General features: G+C 42.4%; 26 protein-coding genes. 12 read left to right on the top strand and 14 right to left on the bottom strand.

Annotated features, from left to right (window positions below):
- The first annotated feature begins 93 nt into the window (after nt 1-93).
- The 7 genes from DIU38_RS16080 (at nt 94) to DIU38_RS16050 (ending at nt 7850) form a co-directional block, all read left to right on the top strand.
- Complete coding sequence (locus DIU38_RS16080; protein ID WP_112654633.1) at nt 94-480, top strand: HYC_CC_PP family protein; 387 nt, start codon at nt 94-96, stop codon at nt 478-480.
- Between the two features lie 137 nt (nt 481-617).
- The gene (locus DIU38_RS16075; protein ID WP_112654634.1) at nt 618-863 is read left to right on the top strand and encodes a heavy metal-binding domain-containing protein; all 246 of its coding nucleotides are present in this window, start codon (nt 618-620) and stop codon (nt 861-863) included.
- A 60-nt stretch (nt 864-923) separates the two neighbouring features.
- Nucleotides 924-2198 carry an efflux RND transporter permease subunit gene (locus tag DIU38_RS16070; protein WP_112654679.1) on the top strand — a complete coding sequence of 425 codons (1275 nt, stop codon included), beginning with the start codon at nt 924-926 and terminating at the stop codon, nt 2196-2198.
- The gene (locus tag DIU38_RS16065) at nt 2195-4087 is read left to right on the top strand and encodes an efflux RND transporter permease subunit (protein WP_112654635.1); all 1893 of its coding nucleotides are present in this window, start codon (nt 2195-2197) and stop codon (nt 4085-4087) included. Before DIU38_RS16070 ends, DIU38_RS16065 begins: the two co-directional genes overlap by 4 nt.
- A 4-nt stretch (nt 4088-4091) precedes the next feature.
- The gene (locus DIU38_RS16060; protein ID WP_112654636.1) at nt 4092-5354 is read left to right on the top strand and encodes a TolC family protein; all 1263 of its coding nucleotides are present in this window, start codon (nt 4092-4094) and stop codon (nt 5352-5354) included.
- Nucleotides 5351-6607: an HlyD family efflux transporter periplasmic adaptor subunit gene (locus DIU38_RS16055; protein WP_112654637.1), complete on the top strand. Its 1257-nt coding sequence runs from the start codon at nt 5351-5353 to the stop codon at nt 6605-6607. Before DIU38_RS16060 ends, DIU38_RS16055 begins: the two co-directional genes overlap by 4 nt.
- Nucleotides 6600-7850 carry an efflux RND transporter periplasmic adaptor subunit gene (locus DIU38_RS16050; RefSeq protein WP_112654638.1) on the top strand — a complete coding sequence of 417 codons (1251 nt, stop codon included), beginning with the start codon at nt 6600-6602 and terminating at the stop codon, nt 7848-7850. Before DIU38_RS16055 ends, DIU38_RS16050 begins: the two co-directional genes overlap by 8 nt.
- A gap of 135 nt (nt 7851-7985) precedes the next feature.
- Here the strand turns inward: DIU38_RS16050 and DIU38_RS16045 are convergent, their stop codons facing one another.
- The 5 genes from DIU38_RS16045 to DIU38_RS16025 form a co-directional block, all read right to left on the bottom strand.
- Nucleotides 7986-8678, bottom strand: a complete 693-nt coding sequence (locus tag DIU38_RS16045; protein WP_112654639.1) for a cytochrome c biogenesis CcdA family protein — start codon at nt 8676-8678, stop codon at nt 7986-7988.
- Nucleotides 8678-9052: a heavy-metal-associated domain-containing protein gene (locus DIU38_RS33560; protein ID WP_208057791.1), complete on the bottom strand. Its 375-nt coding sequence runs from the start codon at nt 9050-9052 to the stop codon at nt 8678-8680. The genes DIU38_RS16045 and DIU38_RS33560 overlap by 1 nt, the downstream gene beginning before the upstream one ends.
- 14 nt (nt 9053-9066) lie before the next feature.
- The gene (locus DIU38_RS16035; RefSeq protein ID WP_112654640.1) at nt 9067-10281 is read right to left on the bottom strand and encodes an MFS transporter; all 1215 of its coding nucleotides are present in this window, start codon (nt 10279-10281) and stop codon (nt 9067-9069) included.
- A 10-nt stretch (nt 10282-10291) separates the two neighbouring features.
- A complete protein-coding gene (locus DIU38_RS16030; protein WP_112654641.1) occupies nt 10292-12688 on the bottom strand; it encodes a heavy metal translocating P-type ATPase in 2397 nt (798 codons plus the stop codon).
- A gap of 130 nt (nt 12689-12818) precedes the next feature.
- Complete coding sequence (locus DIU38_RS16025) at nt 12819-13691, bottom strand: UbiA family prenyltransferase (protein WP_112654642.1); 873 nt, start codon at nt 13689-13691, stop codon at nt 12819-12821.
- 665 nt (nt 13692-14356) lie between these two features.
- Here DIU38_RS16025 and DIU38_RS16015 point away from each other — a divergent pair.
- The 5 genes from DIU38_RS16015 to DIU38_RS33555 all read left to right on the top strand — a co-directional run bounded on the left by DIU38_RS16015 (nt 14357) and on the right by DIU38_RS33555 (nt 16665).
- Nucleotides 14357-14749 carry a metal-sensitive transcriptional regulator gene (locus tag DIU38_RS16015; protein WP_112654644.1) on the top strand — a complete coding sequence of 131 codons (393 nt, stop codon included), beginning with the start codon at nt 14357-14359 and terminating at the stop codon, nt 14747-14749.
- Between the two features lie 26 nt (nt 14750-14775).
- Nucleotides 14776-15045, top strand: a complete 270-nt coding sequence (locus DIU38_RS16010) for a thioredoxin domain-containing protein (RefSeq protein WP_112654645.1) — start codon at nt 14776-14778, stop codon at nt 15043-15045.
- A gap of 248 nt (nt 15046-15293) precedes the next feature.
- Nucleotides 15294-15749: a hypothetical protein gene (locus DIU38_RS16005; RefSeq protein WP_112683095.1), complete on the top strand. Its 456-nt coding sequence runs from the start codon at nt 15294-15296 to the stop codon at nt 15747-15749.
- 2 nt (nt 15750-15751) lie between these two features.
- Nucleotides 15752-16081, top strand: coding sequence for a YnfA family protein (locus DIU38_RS16000; protein ID WP_112654647.1), 330 nt, complete (start codon nt 15752-15754; stop codon nt 16079-16081).
- 413 nt (nt 16082-16494) lie between these two features.
- A complete protein-coding gene (locus tag DIU38_RS33555; RefSeq protein ID WP_167516368.1) occupies nt 16495-16665 on the top strand; it encodes a hypothetical protein in 171 nt (56 codons plus the stop codon).
- 53 nt (nt 16666-16718) lie between these two features.
- On the opposite strand, the gene DIU38_RS15995 is transcribed toward DIU38_RS33555, so the two are convergent.
- From DIU38_RS15995 to DIU38_RS15955, 9 genes are all read right to left on the bottom strand, one after another.
- Nucleotides 16719-17381, bottom strand: coding sequence for a metallophosphoesterase family protein (locus DIU38_RS15995; protein ID WP_112654649.1), 663 nt, complete (start codon nt 17379-17381; stop codon nt 16719-16721).
- Nucleotides 17381-18151: a metallophosphoesterase family protein gene (locus DIU38_RS15990; protein WP_112654650.1), complete on the bottom strand. Its 771-nt coding sequence runs from the start codon at nt 18149-18151 to the stop codon at nt 17381-17383. The genes DIU38_RS15995 and DIU38_RS15990 overlap by 1 nt, the downstream gene beginning before the upstream one ends.
- A complete protein-coding gene (arsB, locus tag DIU38_RS15985; RefSeq protein WP_112654651.1) occupies nt 18151-19242 on the bottom strand; it encodes an ACR3 family arsenite efflux transporter in 1092 nt (363 codons plus the stop codon). The genes DIU38_RS15990 and arsB overlap by 1 nt, the downstream gene beginning before the upstream one ends.
- Nucleotides 19243-19275: 33 nt before the next feature.
- Complete coding sequence (locus DIU38_RS15980; RefSeq protein WP_112654652.1) at nt 19276-19911, bottom strand: hypothetical protein; 636 nt, start codon at nt 19909-19911, stop codon at nt 19276-19278.
- 27 nt (nt 19912-19938) lie between these two features.
- Complete coding sequence (locus tag DIU38_RS15975) at nt 19939-20265, bottom strand: hypothetical protein (protein WP_112654653.1); 327 nt, start codon at nt 20263-20265, stop codon at nt 19939-19941.
- 88 nt (nt 20266-20353) lie between these two features.
- Entirely contained in the window at nt 20354-20779 is a 426-nt protein-coding gene (locus tag DIU38_RS15970; RefSeq protein WP_112654654.1) for an arsenate reductase ArsC, read from the bottom strand.
- Nucleotides 20776-21204, bottom strand: a complete 429-nt coding sequence (gene arsN2 / locus DIU38_RS15965) for an arsenic resistance N-acetyltransferase ArsN2 (protein WP_112654655.1) — start codon at nt 21202-21204, stop codon at nt 20776-20778. The genes DIU38_RS15970 and arsN2 overlap by 4 nt, the downstream gene beginning before the upstream one ends.
- A 12-nt stretch (nt 21205-21216) precedes the next feature.
- Nucleotides 21217-21783 carry a DUF6428 family protein gene (locus DIU38_RS15960; RefSeq protein WP_112654656.1) on the bottom strand — a complete coding sequence of 189 codons (567 nt, stop codon included), beginning with the start codon at nt 21781-21783 and terminating at the stop codon, nt 21217-21219.
- A 54-nt stretch (nt 21784-21837) separates the two neighbouring features.
- Nucleotides 21838-22167 carry an ArsR/SmtB family transcription factor gene (locus DIU38_RS15955; protein WP_112654657.1) on the bottom strand — a complete coding sequence of 110 codons (330 nt, stop codon included), beginning with the start codon at nt 22165-22167 and terminating at the stop codon, nt 21838-21840.
- Between the last annotated feature and the right edge of the window lie 192 nt (nt 22168-22359).

The following is a 22359-nucleotide window of genomic DNA, read 5'->3' as shown; positions in this document are numbered from 1 at the left end:
TGTAAATAATATAACAAAGCCGCCTCTTCATTGGGGCGGCTTTATAAACTATTCCACACAAAAAACGTATCAATAATTTATTATCTTCGGTCAGTGAAACGTATCGCACTTATATCATTAACAGTTATTTACCTGCTTTCGGCATCAGGTATTACTGTTAGTAGTTTTTATTGCTGCGGTAAACTGGAATCTACCAGCGTTTCTTTTGACAGTGCCCAAAAAACTGCCTGCAAAATGGCAACAGGAATGCCGGGTTGCTGCAAAACAAAAACGCAATTATTTAAAGTAAAGGATCAGCATGTTGGTTCGCAGGCTTTGAGTTTAAATGCCGGTTTGTTTCACGCCATTATTCCTGCCTGTTCCATATTTGATTTCAGCGTTTATAGTTTCAAACCTGACTATACCGCTTTTAACAGCCATGCACCGCCTGACCGGCCTCAAGCACCTGTTTATATTCTTAATTGCACCTACAGAATCTGATCTGTACTTTTCTTTATAGCCTTACGATCCGTAAAGAGGCTATCCTTTGAATTAGAATCCATCATCTTAATTTATAATCAACGCACAGGGCTTAATATGACCTGGTGCCATTTATTCAATTTTTAATTTTTATTTCCATGAAAAAAGTAATGTTGATGGCTGTTGCCATCTTATTCTCGGCCGCAACCGTTTTCGCTGCAAGTCCTACGACCGCTGCTTCTGACACGACTAAATCCAAAAAAGTTAAACCGGCCAAAGTGCAGTACACGTGTACCATGCATCCGGAAGTCTTAAGTGACAAGCCCGGTAAATGCCCTAAATGCGGCATGGAACTGGTGAAAAAAGAACCTGCTAAAAAGAAAGCTGAAAAAATGAAAATGTAATTCATTTAAGCCCGTCCGTCTGCCAGCTGGTGGATGGACGGGCTTATCAAAACCTTTAAGATGATCAATCAACTTATTACCCTGTCTTTAAAAAACAGGTATATCGTATTACTGATCGCCATTGTGCTTTTTGTATGGGGAGCCTATTCCGTCAGGGAAAACCCTATTGATGCCATCCCAGATCTCTCGGAAAACCAGGTGATCGTATTTACCGAATGGCAGGGCCGTAGTCCGCAGATCATGGAGGACCAGGTAACCTACCCGCTGGTCAGCAACCTGCAGGGTATCCCCAAAGTGAAAGCCATTCGTGCCACATCCATGTTCGGGATGAGCTTCGTTTATATCGTTTTTGACGATAAGGCCGATGTATATTGGGCGCGCAGTCGGGTACTGGAACGACTGAACTACGCGCAGCGCTTATTACCGCAGGGGATCACCCCAACCTTAGGCCCGGACGGCACCGGTGTTGGCCATATCCTATGGTATACGCTGGATGCCAAAGGCATGGACCTGGGCGAACAACGCGCCTTGCAGGACTGGTATGTAAAACTGGGTCTGCAAACCGTTCCCGGTGTTAGTGAGGTCGCCTCCTTCGGCGGCTTTGAAAAGCAATATCAAGTTACTATAGATCCACATAAACTTAACTACTATAATATCCCCTTATCGCAGGTGCTCAAATCCATCCAAAGCAATAACAACGATGTAGGTGGCCGCAAATTTGAAATGAACGGCACAGGCTACATTGTGCGCGGACTGGGCTATATCAAAACATTATCCGATGTGGAGAACATCCCGGTTGGGGTGATCAATACCATACCCGTAAAGATCAAAGATCTAGCTACCGTACAGATGGGTGGCGATGAACGCTTGGGCATATTTGACCAGAACGGCAACGGAGAAGCAGTTGGCGGTATTGTGGTGATGCGTTATGGTGAGAATGCCGACAAGGTGATCCATGCGGTCAAAGATAAAATGACCGATATTCAAAAGGGATTGCCTGCGGGTGTGAAATTCAAGATCGCCTATGACCGGAGCGAGCTTATTGAAAGCGCCATAGGTTCTGTGAAACATACACTGATCGAAGAGATGATCACGGTATCCATTATTGTGATCCTGTTCTTATTGAGTTTAAAAAGCGCTTTAAGCATCATTATTCAGATCCCTATTACCATCGCAGCCAGTTTTATCCTGCTTAATGCCTTTGGCATCAGTTCTAATATCATGTCGCTAACCGGTATTGCATTGGCTATTGGGGTGATCGTGGATAACGGTATCGTCATGGTAGAAAACTCGCACCGGAACCTATCCCTTGCACAACAAAAAGAAAAATCATGACCACAGCAGAACGCATAAAAATCATAGAAACCTCTTGCAAACAGGTGGGGCGTGGTGTATTCTTTTCCACGCTCATTATTGTAGCTTCATTCCTCCCGGTATTTTTGCTGGAAGGACAGGAAGGTAAATTGTTTGGCCCGCTGGCCTGGACAAAAACATTTATACTGGCTATAGATGCAATTTTGGCGGTAACACTGGCCCCGGTGCTGATCTCTTTTTTCCTGAAAGGGAAATTGAGAACAGATGACCGCAATCCTTTAACCAATACACTGGAAAAACTATACCGGCCAATCCTTAACTGGTGTGTTACCTGGCGTAAAACAACTATCGGGATTAACCTGGTTGCTTTATTGATCAGCATACCTTTGTTATTAAGCTTAGGCAGTGAATTTATGCCGCCATTGGATGAAGGAACGATCTTGTTTATGCCGGTTACCCAGCCTGATGTATCCAACTCACAGGCCAAACAGCTTTTACAGGTACAGGATAAGATCATTAAAAGCGTACCCGAAGTAAAAAATGTTCTGGGTAAAGCGGGTCGCGCCAATACCGCTACCGATAATTCGCCGATCAGCATGACAGAGACCATCATCCTCTTAAAACCTAAAAGCGAATGGCGCAAGGGTATTAAAAAGGAAGATATCGTCAATGAACTGAACGCTAAATTGCAGATACCAGGTGTGGTGAACGGCTGGACCCAACCCATCATCAACCGTATCAATATGCTTTCCACAGGTATCCGTACCGATGTAGGTTTGAAAGTTTACGGACAGAATCTGGATACGATCTATGCTTTGTCCAGCCAGATGAAACAGGCCCTACAAGGCATTAACGGGGTAAAGGATCTGTATGTTGACCCGATCACTGGTGGCAAATACCTGGATATACAAGTCAATAAAGAAGCCATAGGCAGATACGGCCTGAGTGTAGATGATGTGAACGAAGTGGTGGAAAGCGCCCTGGGCGGCATGAACCTGACCACCACCGTGGAGGGTAGACAACGGTTCAGTGTCAATGCCAGGCTGGCACAGGATTACCGTAGTAACCTCGATGCAATCAAAAGGACGCTCGTGCAAACCGCTAACAACGGCCCGGTCCCTTTATCGTCTGTTGCCGATATAAAAATTAGTGACGGTCCGGCAATGGTGCAATCAGAAAATGCGCTCTTGAGAGGAACAGTTCTGTTCAATGTACGCGACCGGGATCTGGGCAGTACGGTTAAGGAAGCCCAGGAAAGATTAAACACCATGGTTAAATCGCTACCCAAAGGCTATTTTATAGAATGGAGCGGGCAGTATGAAAACCTGATCCGTGCTGAGCATACCCTAAAGTTGGTATTACCTATTGTCCTGCTCATCATTTTTGCCTGTTTGTATTTTGCCTTTCATTCTATCCGCGAAGCTTTTTTCAGCCTGATCTCCATCCCATTTGCCTTGATTGGCGGCGCTTATATGGTGTACTTCTTTGGCGTGCATTTATCAGTTGCCGTAGCTGTTGGCTTTATCGCCCTGTTTGGGATCGCGGTAGAAACTGGTATTGTAATGGTCATTTACCTAAATGATGCCATGCAACAACTGATTGCCTTAAAAGGTAATTCCCGAGAAACTATCACCAGAGAAGACCTGAGAATTTATGTGATGAATGGCGCGGTGAAACGCTTGCGGCCAAAACTCATGACGGTTTGTGTAGCCCTGTTTGGCTTGGTACCTGTGCTTTGGGCAACCGGGACAGGTAGTGATGTAATGCTGCCCATCGTATTGCCGATGATCGGCGGGGTTTTAACTTCTTCCACACATATTTTACTGGTTACCCCGCTCATCTTTTTGATGGTAAAGGAGTACGAGTTAAAAAAATATGGCAAGCTGGAAGTATTAGAAGTAAAGGAGTAATAACATGAAAACGAAATATCATATTATAATTATGCTGGTCGCCTGTTTTGCATTCCTATCTGCAAAAGCGCAGGCACAGCGCCTGTCATTGGATAGTGTTGTGGCAAAGGTATCCGCCAACCCGGCATTGCTGGCTTTTGATGCGAAAGCCAGCGCGCAGGATGCTTATGCCACAGGTGCAAAAAGCCTCGATGCGCCGAAAATCAGCGCGGGCCAATACCAGGTACCCTACCAGTTTAGTCCTAATGGTGGCTCATTCATGATCCAGGCTGAACAAATGTTTACCAATCCGGCGAAGCTAAAGGCCAAAGAGGAATATATGAAAGGACAATCCAAAGTGACGACAGCTGAAAAAGACTATTTAAAAAATCAACTGATCGCGCAGGCAAAGCAATATTATTACGAGCGTGTGGTACTGGAGAAAAAGCTTGATCAATTGCGGAATACGCAAAGCCTGCTGGAGTACATGCTCAAGGACGCCAATATCCGGCTGACCTATGGCAAGGAAAAACTGAGTAATATTTATAAAGCCAAAGCGGACCTGTTTGAACTGGACAATACCCGTGATCAATTGAACAGCGAGATCAGCCAGAAGAATATCATGCTCAATACGCTGATGAACCGGGATAAACAAGCGGCTTTTTCGGTAGACACCGCTATTGTATTAAATAACTATGAGAGTACGCTAACCGACACCGCTACACTGGCAAATGCCCGGAGTGATATTAAAAGCATCAACAGGAATATTGAATTACAAGCTTTAAATGCCAAGGTTGAATACAGCAAACGCAAGCCTGATTTTGGTATCCAGGCTGCACACATGCTCAGTTATGGTGGTTACGCTAACCAGTATATCTTAATGGCTTCCGTAACGATCCCTATCGTTCCCTGGGCATCTAAAGAATATAAGGCTAACCTGAAAGGGATTCGTTACGAGGTAGAAGAATTACAGCAGCGGAAAATGGATGTGCTGAACCAGGCCCAGGGACAACTGGCCAGTATAAGAACAGATATGGTCAGCAAGAAAAAGCAGATCGGCAACTATCAACAAAATATCATTCCGGCCTTGCAGAATGGTTATAAAACAGCATTACTGGCCTATGATCAGAATACCGGCGATTTGCCATCTGTGTTAATTGTTATTAAAGATCTGCAAACATCCAGAATGAATGCCTTGGACCGTTTACAGGAGCTTTTAACCTTACAGGTTGCTTATGAACGGGAAAACGAGATCACGGCATTATCACCAAACAACCAGAACAAATGAAAAGTATTAAAATCATAATGATCAGCCTGCTATCAGGGATGTTGTTTTTCGCTGCCTGTTCAGATCAGAAAAAGGAACCGGCCAAAGCGCAGGTCAAAACTGATGCCAAATATACCTGCCCGATGCATCCGCAGATACTGGAAGATCATCCCGGCAACTGTCCGATCTGCGGCATGGCGCTCGTGAAAAAATCAGGTCAGGCCAGTGAGGGTGCAGGCATCAGCTTAAATACCGTTTTGCAGCCGGTTAATTCTTCGGTGCTGTCAACCGTTAACGCCATTGTGCCCGAACAAAAGGAAATACCGACAATAATCTCAGCCCAGGGTTATCTTGACTTTAATACGCGTACGTTTAATAATATCGCGTCCCGTTTTTCGGGCCGGATTGAAAAGCTGTACATCAAAAATGCTTTCCAGGAAATCCATCGGGGTCAACGCATCTTTGATATCTACAGCCCGGATATGGTTACTGCCCAGCAAGATTTGATCTACCTGGCAAAAAACTCCGCGCAGGAAACCGGGTTAATCAATGCCGCAAGACAAAAACTGCTATTACTGGGCATGACATCTGAACAGGTTAACCAGGTGGTTAAAACCGGGAAAGCGTTTTATAGCCTGCCGGTCTATAGCGCCTACGAGGGTCATGTGCATGATATGCCGCATAGCCAAATGGCGGTCGCGGCACCAGTACAAGCGCCTTCCGATTTTGCAAGTAACCTGCCGCTGTCTGTCAAAGAGGGTATGTATGTTGAAAAAGGGCAGAATTTGTTTAATGTGGTCAACCCTCATAAGCTTTGGGCTGTTTTGAAAATTGATAGATCCGCTATTTCCGGGCTGAAATTGAATCAGGCAGTCACCATTACGTTGCCAGACCTGCCGGATAAAACCATTAGGGGGAAGGTCAATTTTATAGAACCGACCTTGCAGGAAGGTGATAAAACCACCAGCATCCGGGTTTATATCGATAATATGGATCATGAGCTGAAAGTGAACAGTGTCATCCAAGCTACTATACAAAGCGGCACCCAAAATGGTTTGTGGGTACCGCGATCAGCACTGGTTGATCTGGGACGTACTCAAATCGTATGGTTAAAAAATGGTGCGTCATATGTAGCTCACCAGGTAAATACAGGCCTAACTAATAACAACGAAATACAAATTACAAAAGGTTTATCTGTAACAGATAGCCTGGCATCCAATGCCCAATATTTAACAGACAGCGAAAGCTTTATTAAAACGCAAGGCCATGAATAAGAAATATTTTTTAAGATTAAGTGCAACCGGTTTCTTTGCTTTTGTTGTACTGATCGCTGTACTTTTTACAGCCTGCACCCAAAAACCGAAAACTACTGCTACTGCCGCTAAGACAATGAATAAAGCTTATTATACCTGCTCTATGCATCCGCAGATCCATGAAGATCATCCGGGAAACTGCCCGATCTGCGGTATGAAGCTGATCAAGGTGGAAATGACCGGAAATAGTATGGATATGACTGAAAACAAGATCAGGTTGACAGCTACACAGATCCAGCTGGCAAGCATACAAACAGACACGGTAAGGGAAGAAAATGTAGGTAGCGAAAAGACAGTGACCGGAACAGTTACCACCGACGATAATAAATCGGAAGAGCTGAGCGCAAGGTTGGCAGGCAGGATACAGCAATTATTTGTCAAAACAACCGGTGAGAAAATAGCCATGGGGCAGCCTGTTTATTCCATCTACAGCGAAGATCTGCAGGAAGCCGAAAAGGAATATTTGCTGGCCAAACAGCAGCAAAAAGTGCTGCATAATCCGGATGTGGATTATCAACAGCTCATTAGCGCTGCCGAAAACAAGCTACAACTTTGGGGCTTGTCGCCGGCACAAATCAGGAACATAGCGGTTTCCGGCAAAGTATCCGCAACCACAACCATATTGAGTAAAGTTGGTGGAACCGTTAGTGAAATAGCGGTACATGAAGGAGATTATGTTACCGAAGGGATGTCTGTATTAAAAACACAAGCCTTAAACAGTTTATGGGTAGAAGCGCAGCTGTACGCCAGTGAAACAAACAGCTGTAAAGAAAATGACCGGGTAAGTGTTTCCTTTCCTGATCTGGGGGGACAGGTCATTAATGGTAAAGTTGAGTTTATCAACCCGGAACTGTCCAATGCCTCGAAGGTCAATTTGATCAGGATCAGCATTCCAAACCCGCAAGGCCTGGTCCGGCCCGGTATGCTGGCTTATATTTCGATTCCAGGTGGTAATAACCATACTTTAGCGGTGCCTGTTTCCGCTATTTTAACCGATGGAAAAGGCAGCCAGGTATGGGTCAAAAATTCGGATGGCAGTTTTTCAGCCAGGATGGTCAAACCGGGGGATGGTAATCAGAGCTATGTGCCTGTTCTTTCAGGCTTAAATGCAGGGGATATTGTGGTAACTAACGGGGCTTATCTATTAAACAGTGAAGCCATATTTAAAAATGGAAGTGATAACATGGCCGGAATGAAAATGTGAGTATTTAATTATGGAAATGAACAAAAGAGGACGAGTTAAGAAAAATGATATTTTCTTATCCGACTAACGCTTCAGATATCGTATATATGTTATAATCTAATTAGTTAGAGGCGTTAGGATTTTTCAAAATATAACTCAACGTAAATCTATAAAAACTCGAATATAATAATAGCTCACAAACAAAAGCGCACAGGCGCTTAGCAACTGAATTGAGCGCTTTAACCAGGTTAATTGTGCGAAGCGGGTTACAGCACTGGCAAAAACACCTACGATTAAAAAGGGCAAACCACGGCCTATTCCAAAGGCAATAGCAAGAATAATTCCTCTTAAAGGGCTGGCCTGCGCTGCCGCGACCGATATTAAAAGCAATAACGGTGCAGCTGATGTTCCTAAGCTAAAGATAAACCCATAAATAAATGTTCCCCCAAGACCTGGACTTCGCATTTTTTGCAATTGGCCTATTTTTAAACGTGGACCATAAAAGGCAATTACTGCGGCTATCAAAGAGAAAATTGCCATAGCCAAAGCCCAAAATTGCCCAAAGCTTTCTGACAGCACCATTCCCAGTCTTCCCGCTAAAGCACCTAAAAGCGTCAAACAAACAACAATTCCGGCAAAAAATACACCGGAAATTGCTAATCCACTGTTTTTGGCCTCATTATTCTTGCCGCTATTTCCAGACAATCCAGCAATCCCTAAACCAACAGGTAAAGTGCAAGGACATATACCGGTAGCGATAATACCTGCTAACAATGCGATCAGTACAGCCAGAATCGATCCATGGTCAATATATGATCCAAATCGATGAAGAAAATCTTCGAGTGTCATTACTTGTCTTTTTGTACTACCGGTTTGCCCGCCTTATAACCAGAGGCAGAAATCGCTTCCTGAATTTTTGTTGCTGAAATCTTTTGTGGGAAATAACTCACCTTTGCCTGTCTTTTTTCAAGACTTACTTCGACATTATTCACTCCCTGTAAAAATTTTACTGATTTCTTAACATGTGAAGCGCACGATCCGCAAGACATGCCTTCCACTGGAATCAGTACGGTGTTTAATCCAGCTTTGGATATTGTTTCATTGTTTTTAGGTATTAACGCTTTTTTTACTTGTTGCGAGTTGGCTACCAATCCTATCAGTAAGAATAACCATGTTAAAACGTAATGTGACGCTTTTATTTTTTCCAGTGTTAACTTTTTCATTTCTATATTCTGTTTTAATTACCATTAATTTTTTGCTCTGATTTAAAAATTTTTATTCCGATTAAAGAAAGTGCAGTTTGAAAGAGGACGAAAATAAGCAAAGCAGTATTTATTCCCATAGGAAGAAGCTGTCCAAAAAGAAAGCTTCCTATTCCAAAACCCATGAAAAGCATAAACACATTTAATCCCATTGCCTGTCCCGGCTGGTTCTTCCCAACATCGGTTACAATTCCTGCAAGTAGAGGTTGCGTAAGATCATATCCGAGTGAAAGAACTGTTATAGCCAATGCGGCAATTAGTAAAGGTACATGGAAAACCAACACCAATACCGCAAGCGCACTAATCGCCAAGCCAATAGGCAAAAGCCACCTTCTACCTTTACGGTCAGCTATCTTACCAATATAGGGCCCTAATAAAAATCCGGGTATTCCGTAACCCAGCAATGCCAATCCGATGCCCAGTTCACCTAAACCGTACCTCTCTTTAAAATACAGGCCCAGCCATGTAAAGACACCAGAATGAAAAAGGCCGTTTAAAAATACATAAAGGTAAGTCCTTAGACCCCGCCCAAGTGAAAGTAATTGAATATATCCTTGTAATACTTTTCTTAAGGTAAGTGTTCCTGCCGGTGCAGCTTTTAATCCCAGTTTGTCAAGAATGAAATAAAGAAATATTAAAATAATAAAACCCAATCCCGCCACACCGATAAACAAAAATCTCCAGCCAATTAAAGGCTCTGCAATGACGCCGAGCGTTGATCCAAAGGCAGCTCCGCCGGCCATTGCCCCGAACAGCCAGCCTAAAGGCCTTCCCCGTTCCTCGTAAGGGAAAAAACGCCCCATCAGGGCAAGTGCGATTGGTACTACGCCACTTGCTCCAACCCCTGTTGCCAGGCGCCACCAAATTAATTGTTCTGCATTGTGGGCTGTTGCTGTTAAAGCAGTTAATACGACAAAGGCCAGTAGTGAAAGCTTGATAATGACTTTCGCGCTGATCCGATCAGAAAGCAAACCATAAAATAACGTTGTAATAGCATAAGGTATAAGGTAGGCTGGAATTAAATATCCGATTGTTTGCTCCGGGACCTTAAACAAGGACGCCATTTTAGGTATCAGAGGGGCTATCATATAAGCCTGAAAGAATATAACAAAGGTAGCGGCAGAAAGCACCCACAAAAGACGCTCCCTGCCTCTAACAATATCAATATTTATTTCGTTTTTTGAATTCATTTTATACTTTTTATAGTTCTATTGCGGTAAATCCAGCTTTGTTGATTGCCTCTTTAACCTGTTCCTGTTTTACCTGATCCGGCTTAAATTCTATTAATACCTGTTTTTGCATGACCTTAGGTTTTATTTTTTGTATACCAGGTAATTGCTTAAGGCTGGTTGTAATGGATTCTGCGCATCCCTCACATACCATATTTGGTATTTTATACTCAATAGAAGAAATAACAGTTAAACCGTTATCATCCGTTGCCTCCAGATTAATAGCCCTTACCCTTAAAGTATTAATCAAAATTGTAAATATGCTCAGTATCATCATGGCGACGGCCAGTAAGGGGGTTATAAAGCCTAAGGCAGCCAAAGTCATTCCCACAATGTTAAAGATCACCGCGACCAAAACATTTCCTGTCAGAATGCGGTAACTCGCTTTACCCAGTATTAGCGCATTTAATACATCTATTAATTTATCTCCGATTAGAATTACCCCGGCGGACTCAATGGCTATATCCGTTCCGGCACCAATGGCAATGCCTACATCGGACTGGACAAGTGCAGGCGCGTCATTAATTCCATCACCTACCATGGCGACTTTTTTTCCTTTGTTTTGCAATGCCTCAATCGCAGCGACCTTATTGGCCGGAAGTAATTCAGCTTGCACCTGGCTTATACCTAAACATCTTCCTATTGCTTCGGCCACAGGAGTAGAATCCCCGGTTAGCATCACAGTATGAATATTTCTTTGGCTTAATTTTTTGACTACTTGCGCTGCATCTTTGCGTGGGGTATCCTGGAGGGCGATAAGGCCGATCACTTCATTTTCTTGAGACAAAACAATCACTGTTTTACCTTCCACCCCTAATGCGTCAATCCTTGAGTTAACGCTATCAGAAAAAATAATTCCTTTGTTTTTCACAAAAGAAGGGTTACCAATCATTACCTCGTTACCTTCCACGGTAGCTGTTACCCCTTTTCCCGGAACAGCCCTGAAATTTTTTAGGTTAAGCTTAGTGGCTCCTTCACGTAATGCGTAAAAAGCAATCGCCTGGCCCAATGGGTGTTCAGACTTTGTTTCAATTGTAGCCGCCAGTGAAAGAACATCTATAATGTCGATGCGAAAAGCTTCTACGTCGGTTACCGTTGGCCTGCCATAAGTAAGCGTTCCGGTTTTATCAAATACAATGGTATCAATTTTAGAAAGCCCATAAAAAACCTCACTTGCCTTAACCAACAGTCCAATTGAAATGCCTTTTCCTCCAGCAATTGCAGCTAACATAGGCGTAGTGATACCCAAGGCACAGGGATAACCCATAATAATGGTTGTAATCAAAACAATGGTTGCTTTCGTATAATCACCCGTTAAAAGCGACCAACCCACAAATGATATGGCAGCTACTATAAATACAACTGGCCCATAATAATTCATTAATCGGTCAGCAAGAAGTTCGATAGGTGGTTTTTTTTCTGATATTTGACTCATCAGCCGAACAATCTGGCTAAGGAAACTATCACCTCCAATTTTACTGACCTGGATTTGAAGAGCCCCGTCTAAGTTTAAAGTTCCTCCGATAACATATGATTCTATTTCCTTAGTCACAGGTACCGATTCACCGGTAAAACTTGATTCGTCAACACTCGCCATTCCGTCAAGCACTTTACCGTCAAGCGGTATACGCTCTCCCGGACGCACCTCAACAACTTCCCCTACCACCACCTCCTTAGTCAATGCTTCTATGATTTGCCCGCCCCGAAGCACTCTCGCTTTAGAGGGTTGCAATGAAAGAAGCTTTCGGACAGCCTCAGAAGCTTTTTTTCGGGTATCCAGTTTAAAGTACCCGAAAAATAAATGCAGTGACATTAACCAGGCGGCAACAGGCAAAAAATTTGGCCAGTGCGGGTTAATAAGCGACAGAGTGCCTATTATAAATGAACCCCAGGCTCCGGCCGATAGCAGTACATTGGCGTTAATCACCCTTTGCCTGATAGCCATCAACGTTTTTCTAAAAATGGGATAGCCCACCCATAACAAAACGAAAACAGCTATAATGAAACTAAACCATGTCCTGTAGTTAGCTGGTATAGAAAATATATTTAAAGGATCAATCAAAAGGTCGATAACAGAAATAATAATCCCTATCGTTCCCCGCCGCTTTATGAGCTGGAATAAATCTTCGTCGGTTTTATATTGCTGTACTTCAGTGGAGGAAACGCTGTAACCAAGCTTTTCCACAGCATTTGCAAGTTCTTCACGACTCATCTGAGCAGTATCGGCTTCGACCAGGACAATGCCATGAACCAGATTAACCATAACGCTTTTGATCGCTGGATATCTTTTAAGGGCTTTTTCTACACTCATGGTGCAGAAAGAACACATTAATCCTGATACCTTCATTTGAACTGTTTCTGTTTTCATGTGTAATTGAATAAGATATTAATAATGGGGGTAAAGGTCGTAATCAACGGGGGGTCTTCCTCAAATATAAATTTCACTTTTCCGCTAATAATTGGCAAACGACAGTTTTTTATTTATCCCTACGTATGAATTAAATAGAAACGACTAATAGCAGCATGACGAATTGTAGGATCATCGTTCCGTCCAGGTATAAGAAATAGTAATAATCGTTGAAATTCCGGTTGAAACGAAAAATTAGCCACCAGGTAAATATGATTGCTATCAACAATGCAAAAAAGTTCAAATCAAAATGTTGACTTAAAGCGAATAACAAAAGAAGATAACCTGCAAGTAAGAAAAGACAAAATCTATATGCTTTTTTTTCGCCAAATAAAACAGGGATTGTTTTAAGCCCATATTTCTTATCCTGAAATTTATCCCTGATGTCAAATGGGATGGCTATAGCAGCAAAAAATAAAAAACGATTTGCAAACAGTATCAAAGTATACCCTGCTGAAATTGTTATAGTTTGGCGAACCTGTAATTCGACAATAGGTAAGATTACACAACTTGCAGACCATACTAAAGCAATTAACAATAACTTTAAGCCGGGAACATTTCTTAAATTCATCCACTTGCCGTTAATTTTAAGCAATGGTAAATTATAAGCTATTGAGGGTATTGCCAGAAACAGCAGGAACATCCGGGATGTTGAAGAAATAAAAATTACCAGTAAAGTCAGCGAAACTACTGCAAGTGAAGTCAGGCATTTTATTAAACCGATATGATTGAATATCCAATTCACCCTTGGGAATGTAGAATTTTGAGCTTTAGCTGGATTGGATAACAAGACACCAAAATTATATACCGCTATTGTAGCGCAAAATAAGATTGCCAGTATATTTTTATCAACCTGAACCCGAAGCAGGTAATAAGTTACCAGACCTTGAGCAACGGCGCATGAGGCAATGAAAATATGGGTGTATATAAAGAAATCTAAGATTTGTTTGATGTATTTATTCATCGAATTATTTAGCAAAAAACAGATTTCCTTGCGCCAACTGTGAGCAATTCTATCAATTGATTTAAAAATGAAGAGTTTTGCAATATTTCCAATTAAATTGGGGATGAACCTGAATGTTTTTAAATCGTATTTCTGTTTTAATAGAATACCTTACTAAGTCCAAATAAACTTAGTAAGATATCGATTTACTATTTCACCATTAATTCACATGTTTCAGCACATGCTTGACATGTTTTTGCACATTCCCTGCATGCCTCACTGTCAAATTTAGCGCATTCAGCAGCGCAGTCTTTGCAGATTTGAACACAAAGGCTGCTTAATTCGTTTCGATAATTTGAATGAGTTGCACATAAACTTGCACAAGCTGTACAAGCCTCAATACAATCAAGACATAACTGGAGGCACCTTTTCATGTCCGGTTCACCAAAATGCTGAGTTAAACAAACTTTACACGCTGTAACAGCTGCATAACAGGCATCAATGCAGTTCTGCATTTTTTCATTTATCGTTTTCATAAAAAATAGATCTTAATTTCGCTAAGGTATAAGTGGCTACAGGGTGGTGTCCAAATTATGGTAGAAATTATTTCAAACTATTTTCAGGAAAACCACATTTATGTTTGGAGACGACTCCCCCTAACTACGTATTTTGTAAAAAAAATAAAAATGCTACAAAAAGATTTAACACGAGATATAAAAACCAGACTTAATATTGTCAAAGGACAATTAGAAGGCATTGTCAAAATGCTGGATGATGACAAAGATCCTGACCAGATACTAAATCAATTTAAAGCTGCTGGCAAAGGTCTCCAGATGGCAGAAGAACTTCTATTAGATGAGACGTATCGCAAATCGCTTGCCGCGAAAATATCCGAAACGCTGCAGGCCTGTCCTGGAAATTGTGGTCAGGAAGATATCATCGAGATATTGAGGATGCAATTTCCGACCCTTGAACAAAATCAACTGACAAAAAAAATGAAAGAAATTCAGGTAGCTTATGACCAAATGCAGAAAAATAAACAAGAAATGTTAAAACCATTTGGAGACCACCCCACTTAGCAGCGTTAATTTGTGTCAAAAAAAACATGAAAAGGAAAATTGAAATATTCACAGCAGGTTGTCCTGTATGTGCACCCGTTATTGAGATGGTAAAATCACTAACCTGCGAAAATTGTGATGTTCAGATTTACAACCTGGCAGAACAATCTGACCCAGAAATTTACGTCGACAAACTCAAAGAATATAAAATCACTTCTTTGCCTGCAGTAGTAGTCAATGGAATAGCTATCCCAAATTCAGAAGAAGGCATAACAAAGGAAAAATTAGTTTCAGCTGGAATAGGGCAGCTGTTTTAAGCTGAATCGAGTAGGAAGTAAGGGATTATTTCCCTTACTGTCCTCTCACATCACCGTACGTGCCGTTCGGCATACGGCGGTTCAATAAACATTAACAGTTTTCAGCGGGGTGATAATTTCTTTCAGACTTACAAACCCCACTTTCTTTAAAAGGGCATTGTTTAATGCTCTGGTAAGTATTGGACTATGAACCGTTCGCAATTAGTCGAGTATACTCCACTGTTTACCTTTATACCAAAGATAAAGATATGAAGCAATTAATAGTGTGCTGCTTATTACTATTGACGGCTTGCTGTCCATCGCCTGAAAAAACAACCCAACAGCGATCCCAAAAAGATGGTTTACCGCAGCAAAGTGCCGCACAATACGAGAAGAACCAAAAAGCGATAGCCATGATGAAAGCAGACAAGCAGGCTTTTGCCTGCAAACTCAGTTCACCGGAACTGCAAAAAAGGAAGAGTACGATGATCGCCCAATTAAAGAGCATCATTGTAGAAAAAGTAGAGTTAAGCAATGGCTTCTCTTATAAGTTCAGGAATACGGATGCCACTATTGACTTATTGGCCAGTTTTATAAAGACCGAAAGGGAATGCTGCGACTTCTTTAATTTCAATATGTTTGTGTCAAGGGATCAGTATATCCTGATGGACATATCCGGTGCTGAAGGCATCAAAACATTTATTCACGACGAGATCGGACTTTAGCTATGGTATTTATTAAATCATTCTTACTTTTTATTCTCGCAGGCCTTTTCGAGATTGGCGGCGGCTATTTGGTCTGGCAATGGCTAAAGAACGACAAACCGCTTTGGTGGGGTATAGTCGGCGGCATTGTGTTAGTATTGTATGGTGTGGTTGCGACGTGGCAGACGGCTGATTTCGGGCGCGTTTATGCGGCCTATGGCGGCATCTTTATTATCATGGCTTTGATATGGGCCTGGAAAGTAGATAACTTCCAGCCGGACAAATGGGATGTGATCGGCGCACTGGTAGCGGTTACAGGTGCCTGCATCATTATTTATATGCCAAGAAAGTAATATATTGGATCAATGAAGTTTTTAGCCGTTTTATTATTGTGCTGCATCGTTTTCCTGTCCACCTTTACGGGGACGGTAAAGCTTGTACGATCAGCGGCTAATAAAACATGCTGCAAGCGTGTCGCCGGTAAAAAGGTCTGCCACGAGAAGAAAGTGAAGAATGATGATGGTTGTACCAAACCTGGTTGTGCTACGCTGCTAACGTGCAGTTTCTGCGGTTTTCTGACAGAACAACCATTAACGTTACATCCCGGCTTCGTGCCGTTTGATTTGAAGACAGTTTCCCTCTATAAGATAGGTAAGCTATCCGCTTACCATAAGGCAGACTGGAAACCACCCAAAGCCTGTTAGATAATACCCGACAACCTAAACCAAAGTATCCGTTTATTATTTAACATTCAATTTTACAACAAATGAAAAAGATAACATTAAGCATATTGGCGATAATGATCGCCGCATCAACCGTAATGGCAGCAGATAAAACGCCTGTAAAAAAGGCAAAAGCAAAAGCCGCAACCGCAAAGACTTTGAAAAAAGATCATTGCGTTAAGGGCTCAGCAGAATGCAAGAAAAAAGGCTGCTAATGCTTTAAGCTAAATGGGAAGCCCCTTACCGGATGGTAAGGGGCTTTTTTTATTTAGTGAGCTGTTCTTAACCGCTCTGCCAGTTCATCTGGTAATTCACTATCCTCAACAGCATTTGCAGCCTTTTCTATATCATAAAAAAAGCGGACGAACTCAACCGTTATATCGCTATCCCCGGCAATATTTAGCAGCACATAACAGCCTCGAGGATCACCATCTTTAGGTTTACCAACCGAGCCGATATTAATGACGTGTTTGTTGCCTATAACCCGGTGATAAGGCTTATGGGAATGCCCCACACATAAAATATCCGCCTTAGCTTCGACCATCATATCGAGTACATAAGCGTCGTCAGTGTCTTCCAAAACATATTCATTGATACTTCGGGTACTGCCATGCGCCAATACCACATTCAGATGATCATTATTTAGCTGGTATTCCAGTTTAATGTGTGCAGGCAAGGTATTAAGGTAAGCCCGGTTATCGGCTGACACCAGTTCATAAGCATAGCCTTTTGTTTTCAGGTCATGGTTGCCGGCTAACGTAGCCATGCCCCGCCTGCGAATTTCCGCAATGACTTCGTTCGGCCAGATGTTATAACCGATCAGGTCGCCCAGGCAATAAACCGCGTCAGGTTTACGGCTATCCAGGTCTTCTAAAAAAGCTTCAAATGCCGGCAGGTTGGCATGTATATCAGAAAATAGCGCTATCCTCATTATCCGTTCCTTAACATATCTGCATATTCGTTCGGAAGCGGGCTATCTTCCACCGCTTTGGCCGCTTTCTCGATATCATAGTCAAAGCGGATAAATTCCACCTTAATGTTGTCTTTATCTTTAACAGAACTGTCTTCGTTAATGTACAGCAACACATAACCACCGCGCGGGTCTTTATCTTTCGGTTTACCAACCGAGCCGATATTGATGGCATGACGGTAATGCGTATCTTCTGTTATTTCAGTTGGCAGGATACGGTGATAAGGCTGGTGGGTATGACCAAAGCACATCACATCGGCATCGGCCCCTTCCATAATACGCAGCATACTTTTTTCGTCCCTGTCTTCAAACAGGTATTCATTTACTTTACGGGGACTGCCATGTACAAAAAGCACGTTCAGTTTATCATTATTGAGTTGAAACTCTAAACGAATATGTGCGGGCAGGGTACGCAGATAAGCCCTTTGCTCATCTTTCACCACCTCATTGGTATAGGCGATAGATATTTTGCCCATCGCTTTTTCTTCGTCTGTTTTGTAGGCGCAGCCACAATCGTCGCTGTGACGGCCAATGCCAAAATCATAGTTTCCGGTAATACAGGGGATACCCCGTTTACGGATCTCGTCAATGACCTCATTCGGCCAGATATTATAGCCCACCAGGTCACCCAGGCAATAAATGGCATCGGGCTTTTGAGTTTCTACATCAGCAAAGAAAGCCTCCAGTGCAGGCAGGTTAGCGTGTATATCAGAAAAAAGAGCAATCTTCATTATTGTATAGTAGTTAGTGTTTTGGTTTTAGAAGTATAATATTTCTTTCTGAAATAGAAAGCGAGGTTTACTAAAGCGATCAGCGCTGGCACTTCTACTAATGGACCAATCACACCTGCAAAAGCTTCGCCAGAATTGATACCGAATACGCCGATGGCAACTGCAATGGCTAATTCAAAATTGTTCCCTGTAGCGGTAAACGCAATGGATGTGCTTTTGGAATAATCTGCCCCAAATGATTTGCCGATAAAGAAGCTCAATACAAACATGATTGTAAAATAGATCACCAACGGAATTGCTATCCGCAATACATCAAATGGAATCTGTACGATCAGGTTACCTTTCAAACTAAACATCACGACGATGGTGAAGAGCAAAGCGATCAAAGTAATGGGCGAAATGAACGGTACATATTTTGTTTGGTACCATTCTTCCCCTTTTATTTTTATCAGTGCATACCGGCTAATAACACCGGCTGCAAATGGGATTCCCAAATAGATACCTACGCTCTTGGCTATCTCCCCAATGGTAATATTAACGGCTAAACCTTTCAGGCCAAACAGCGGCGGTAATACGGTAATAAATACATAAGCGTAAACACTGTATAACAGCACTTGAAAGATGCTGTTTAGAGCAATCAACCCGGCGGCATACTCCCGGTTACCTTCAGCCAGTTCATTCCATACTACCACCATTGCTATACAACGGGCCAGTCCGATGAGGATCAAACCCACCATATAGGCCGGGTGATCCCGCAGCAATGTTATCGCTAACACGAACATCAATATGGGGCCAACTATCCAGTTTAAGATCAGGGATGCACTTAGTACTTTGGTATCCTTGAATACCTCACCCATATTCTCATATTTCACTTTGGCTAATGGCGGGTACATCATTAAGATCAGGCCTATAGCGAGCGGGATATTGGTTGTTCCGCTGGAGAAAGAATTGATGAACCCCGATGACGAGGGAATAAAATAACCGATACCGACACCTATGGCCATTGCTAAAAATATCCATAAGGTTAAGTACCGGTCAAGAAAACTTAGTCTTTTTCGTTCGGCCACCGGGGCGCAGTTGTTTGCTGACATATTTGAAGTTCGTGTTTTAATGTGAAGTGAATATTAATAGTTCCAGTTATCTTTTATCTTATTGGCCACAAAGATCATTTCTGCCGCGATCAGTTTTTCCTGTTGCTGGATTTGTTCATCTGTTGCTCCTGTAAGACCAGGGTATTTTAATTTAACCGAGAATTTGTCCGGGCTGCTCAGTAAAGACGATGCATCCTCATTCAGCAGCACATGCACCGCCTGCGGATTAGAGGCTGAGCTTTCAAAGGTAACCGAGCCACCCTGGTCATTATATTTCGCATTCAGGCCGCCATCCGTACCTACCTTGAAGCCCAGTTTGGTCAAGGCTGGTGCTAATTTTTCCGATGGGGCAGCGCCGACGGTAAATACTTTGACATCGTTAATGCCATTGTTCGCTAAAGCTGCTTTTAAGATAGCTTTCGCAAAAGGAGCGCTAAAGCCGTCATTACTGATCAGTTCGATCAAAACCGGCTTCTTCTGACCTTTTGCTACAATGCCCATCTGCTGTATGCCGGTCAATACGTCCTGTCGTTCATATGAAACAGGGCTGCTCTTTTTGATTTGTTTGAAAGATTGCACCAGTTCAGGATAAATAGAATCTGCCACCGGGGCGAAAGCGGAGCCTGCTATCAGCAGGCCTGCTAAAAATACGTTGAATAAGGGTTTCATAATTTTAGGTATTTTGGTTATTTGGTTTTATTTCTGCGGTTCATGACTGGCTATTTCGCTGATAAATGTGCTTAGATGACCTGTCATCGATTTAAAAAGTTCATGGTTCAACTGGTAAAAAGTATGGCCGTCACGGGTCATTTTCCTGATCAGTTTTACTGCTTTCAGGGCGTTCAGATGCTTTTCTGTTACCTCAGCAGCTAAGGGTAATTCATTAAACCGGCTGTTATCCACCCAGTCCTCCTGTTCCATGAGTATCCTGATGATGGTTACCCGCGCAGGTAAGGCCAGTGCTCTGGAAAAATTCGCCAGTTCAACATCCGGCAGATCAAATTTGTATTTAGCCTGTCCCATTACTTTAATTTTAAATCATTGCTTTATTGCTATTTAGCGATTAATATGATTCTAAAAAAAGCACAGTTTTCCTGTCTGTGCAAACCTTTCAGTTCTTTACATGATCCTGAACAAAGTCGGCTGCATAGACCTTGATCAGATCTCTTACCCGCCTGAACTCATCCATAACCCCTTCCTGTGTTCCTGTCGCCTTGGCCGGATCAGGAAAGTTCTCATGAAAACGCTCCACTTTGCCCGGAAAGAACGGGCAGGCTTCGTTTGCATTATCGCATACGGTGATTACCTGGTCAAAGGGGATTCCGATATATTCATCCACATGATTAGAAGTGTGTTTCGAAATATCAATATGATCCTCTGCCATAACCTGGATGGCTTTGGGATTAACACCGTGCGTTTCTATCCCGGCGCTGTATATATTCGCCTTGTCACCTGCAAAATAGCGCAGGTAACCTTCAGCCAGCTGGCTGCGGCAGCTATTGCCGGTACATAAAACCAATATATTCTTCTTACTCATTTCAGTGTTTTCTTCATAACGATAGCAGATACCGGGCAAACATGGCTGAACTCTGATGAAGCTCTGACTTCCGCAGGCACATCGTCCCTGGTTATTTTTAAATAGCTTTTACGTTCGAAGTAGGCCGGAGCAGTTTCTGTTAACAGGTATAATTCAGTCAGGCCTTTCAACTTACACATCGTATCCAGCCGGGTCAACAGTTTACCGGCAATACCTAAACCTCGCTTTTCAGGTTGTACCGCTAAAGACCGGAGCAACCCGTAGTCTCCATAAACTTCAACGCCTCCGACACCGATTACCGTACCATCCTGTATGGCGACAATAAAGTTATCCAGCGTTTCGGGCAGGTCAGCTATAGGCAGCTTTTCAGCGGCCAGCAGTTCGATGATTTTGTCTTTATAAGGTTGAGCCTGGTCTATAATCATATCTGTAAAAAATTAGCAGCAGCCTCCCCCAGGTGTACAGCAAGCTTCAGCAGCTACCGCCAGGTTTTTTAATTCTATTTTTGGTTTTTCCGCAACAGGTGTACAGCATTCTTCCCCTTTATCGTTGGTACCACAGCTTCCGCCGCGAGTAATGGCCTTACATTGTACTGCATCAGGACGCAGATCAACGATCAGGTTTTCCCCATCAATGATCATTTCATTAGGAAACATCTGGCGGGTATCAAACTCAGAATTGCCAAACTCGATCTTCACCGTGCCGTTCGGATTAAGCGGCAGCATTTTTTCTACAATATCAACAATAGATAAAGCTTTCTTTACTTTCATGGAACGCAATTGGTCCTGATCTTCCGGTACCCAAAGCTGCACGATGATCTCAGTCCAGGCATTCATGACACCGCCGCAATCTACCGATGTGATTGGCGCTTGTTTGATCTCTGTAATATGGTAAGCTGCATCAACCAGCTTGCCTTCTGCATATTGGAATTGCAGGTCAAGGTCGGGATGCAGTAATAGGGTGTCTTTAAAGGTTTTCCAGTTGATCGCTTCTACTTTATTCATGGCATTTATTCTATTTTATTATTGCAATATTGCGATTAATTAATTCAAATTTTTTTAGCAGCAAGTAGCTTTTAGATCATAAGCTGCAAAGAAGCCACTCATTTGCTCTCTTAATTCATTCCATACCGGCGGGTTGATGCAGTAACATACACTTACACCTTCAATTGTACCCTGTATCAAACCGGCCATTTTTAATTCTCTTAAATGCTGTGAAATGGTTGGCTGTGCCAGCCCCAGTTCATCAACCAGGTCACCACAGATACAGGTATTGGAATTGATGATATACTGTAAGATAGCGATCCTTGCAGGGTGCGCTACTGCTTTCAGCATAACAGCTAACCTGTTCTGTTCTTCGGTAAATATTTCTGTTTTTGTTAATCCCATAATTTTATATTGCAATATTACGATTAATGTTTAGAAAATTCCAAATTTTATTTTTATTATACTCGACATTTATGGTTTAAAGTCCAAAAAAGCACCCTTTTAGAAAAAAATGTCATTTAAGTGTAAATAGTACAATAATACCGATTATACAAATTTCCCAGTGGTGTTAAAATTAATTAAATTTAATGTTTA

Origin of the sequence: Mucilaginibacter metallidurans (assembly GCF_003286435.2) — a bacterium.
In the GTDB taxonomy this organism is placed as follows: Bacteria; Bacteroidota; Bacteroidia; order Sphingobacteriales; family Sphingobacteriaceae; genus Mucilaginibacter; species Mucilaginibacter gossypii.
The sequence above is the reverse complement of the archived record's forward strand: the minus strand, read 5'-3'. Positions and strand labels throughout refer to the sequence as shown.

Bases quoted from the DNA above. Each gene is read 5' to 3' on its own strand.
- DIU38_RS15955 (WP_112654657.1), bottom strand. From the start codon at position 22,167: ATGGGATTAACAAAAACAGAAATATTTACCGAAGAACAGAACAGGTTA.
- arsN2 (WP_112654655.1), bottom strand. From the start codon at position 21,204: ATGATTATAGACCAGGCTCAACCTTATAAAGACAAAATCATCGAACTG.
- DIU38_RS15990 (WP_112654650.1), bottom strand. From the start codon at position 18,151: ATGAAGATTGCTCTTTTTTCTGATATACACGCTAACCTGCCTGCACTG.
- DIU38_RS15995 (WP_112654649.1), bottom strand. From the start codon at position 17,381: ATGAGGATAGCGCTATTTTCTGATATACATGCCAACCTGCCGGCATTT.
- DIU38_RS16065 (WP_112654635.1), top strand. From the start codon at position 2,195: ATGACCACAGCAGAACGCATAAAAATCATAGAAACCTCTTGCAAACAG.
- DIU38_RS16035 (WP_112654640.1), bottom strand. From the start codon at position 10,281: ATGAATTCAAAAAACGAAATAAATATTGATATTGTTAGAGGCAGGGAG.
- DIU38_RS15960 (WP_112654656.1), bottom strand. From the start codon at position 21,783: ATGAATAAAGTAGAAGCGATCAACTGGAAAACCTTTAAAGACACCCTA.
- DIU38_RS16055 (WP_112654637.1), top strand. From the start codon at position 5,351: ATGAAAAGTATTAAAATCATAATGATCAGCCTGCTATCAGGGATGTTG.
- DIU38_RS15980 (WP_112654652.1), bottom strand. From the start codon at position 19,911: ATGAAACCCTTATTCAACGTATTTTTAGCAGGCCTGCTGATAGCAGGC.
- DIU38_RS16050 (WP_112654638.1), top strand. From the start codon at position 6,600: ATGAATAAGAAATATTTTTTAAGATTAAGTGCAACCGGTTTCTTTGCT.
- DIU38_RS16025 (WP_112654642.1), bottom strand. From the start codon at position 13,691: ATGAATAAATACATCAAACAAATCTTAGATTTCTTTATATACACCCAT.
- DIU38_RS16075 (WP_112654634.1), top strand. From the start codon at position 618: ATGAAAAAAGTAATGTTGATGGCTGTTGCCATCTTATTCTCGGCCGCA.
- DIU38_RS16005 (WP_112683095.1), top strand. From the start codon at position 15,294: ATGAAGCAATTAATAGTGTGCTGCTTATTACTATTGACGGCTTGCTGT.
- DIU38_RS16010 (WP_112654645.1), top strand. From the start codon at position 14,776: ATGAAAAGGAAAATTGAAATATTCACAGCAGGTTGTCCTGTATGTGCA.
- arsB (WP_112654651.1), bottom strand. From the start codon at position 19,242: ATGTCAGCAAACAACTGCGCCCCGGTGGCCGAACGAAAAAGACTAAGT.
- DIU38_RS16015 (WP_112654644.1), top strand. From the start codon at position 14,357: ATGCTACAAAAAGATTTAACACGAGATATAAAAACCAGACTTAATATT.
- DIU38_RS16000 (WP_112654647.1), top strand. From the start codon at position 15,752: ATGGTATTTATTAAATCATTCTTACTTTTTATTCTCGCAGGCCTTTTC.
- DIU38_RS16030 (WP_112654641.1), bottom strand. From the start codon at position 12,688: ATGAAAACAGAAACAGTTCAAATGAAGGTATCAGGATTAATGTGTTCT.
- DIU38_RS16070 (WP_112654679.1), top strand. From the start codon at position 924: ATGATCAATCAACTTATTACCCTGTCTTTAAAAAACAGGTATATCGTA.
- DIU38_RS16060 (WP_112654636.1), top strand. From the start codon at position 4,092: ATGAAAACGAAATATCATATTATAATTATGCTGGTCGCCTGTTTTGCA.
- DIU38_RS15970 (WP_112654654.1), bottom strand. From the start codon at position 20,779: ATGAGTAAGAAGAATATATTGGTTTTATGTACCGGCAATAGCTGCCGC.
- DIU38_RS33555 (WP_167516368.1), top strand. From the start codon at position 16,495: ATGAAAAAGATAACATTAAGCATATTGGCGATAATGATCGCCGCATCA.
- DIU38_RS33560 (WP_208057791.1), bottom strand. From the start codon at position 9,052: ATGAAAAAGTTAACACTGGAAAAAATAAAAGCGTCACATTACGTTTTA.
- DIU38_RS16045 (WP_112654639.1), bottom strand. From the start codon at position 8,678: ATGACACTCGAAGATTTTCTTCATCGATTTGGATCATATATTGACCAT.
- DIU38_RS15975 (WP_112654653.1), bottom strand. From the start codon at position 20,265: ATGGGACAGGCTAAATACAAATTTGATCTGCCGGATGTTGAACTGGCG.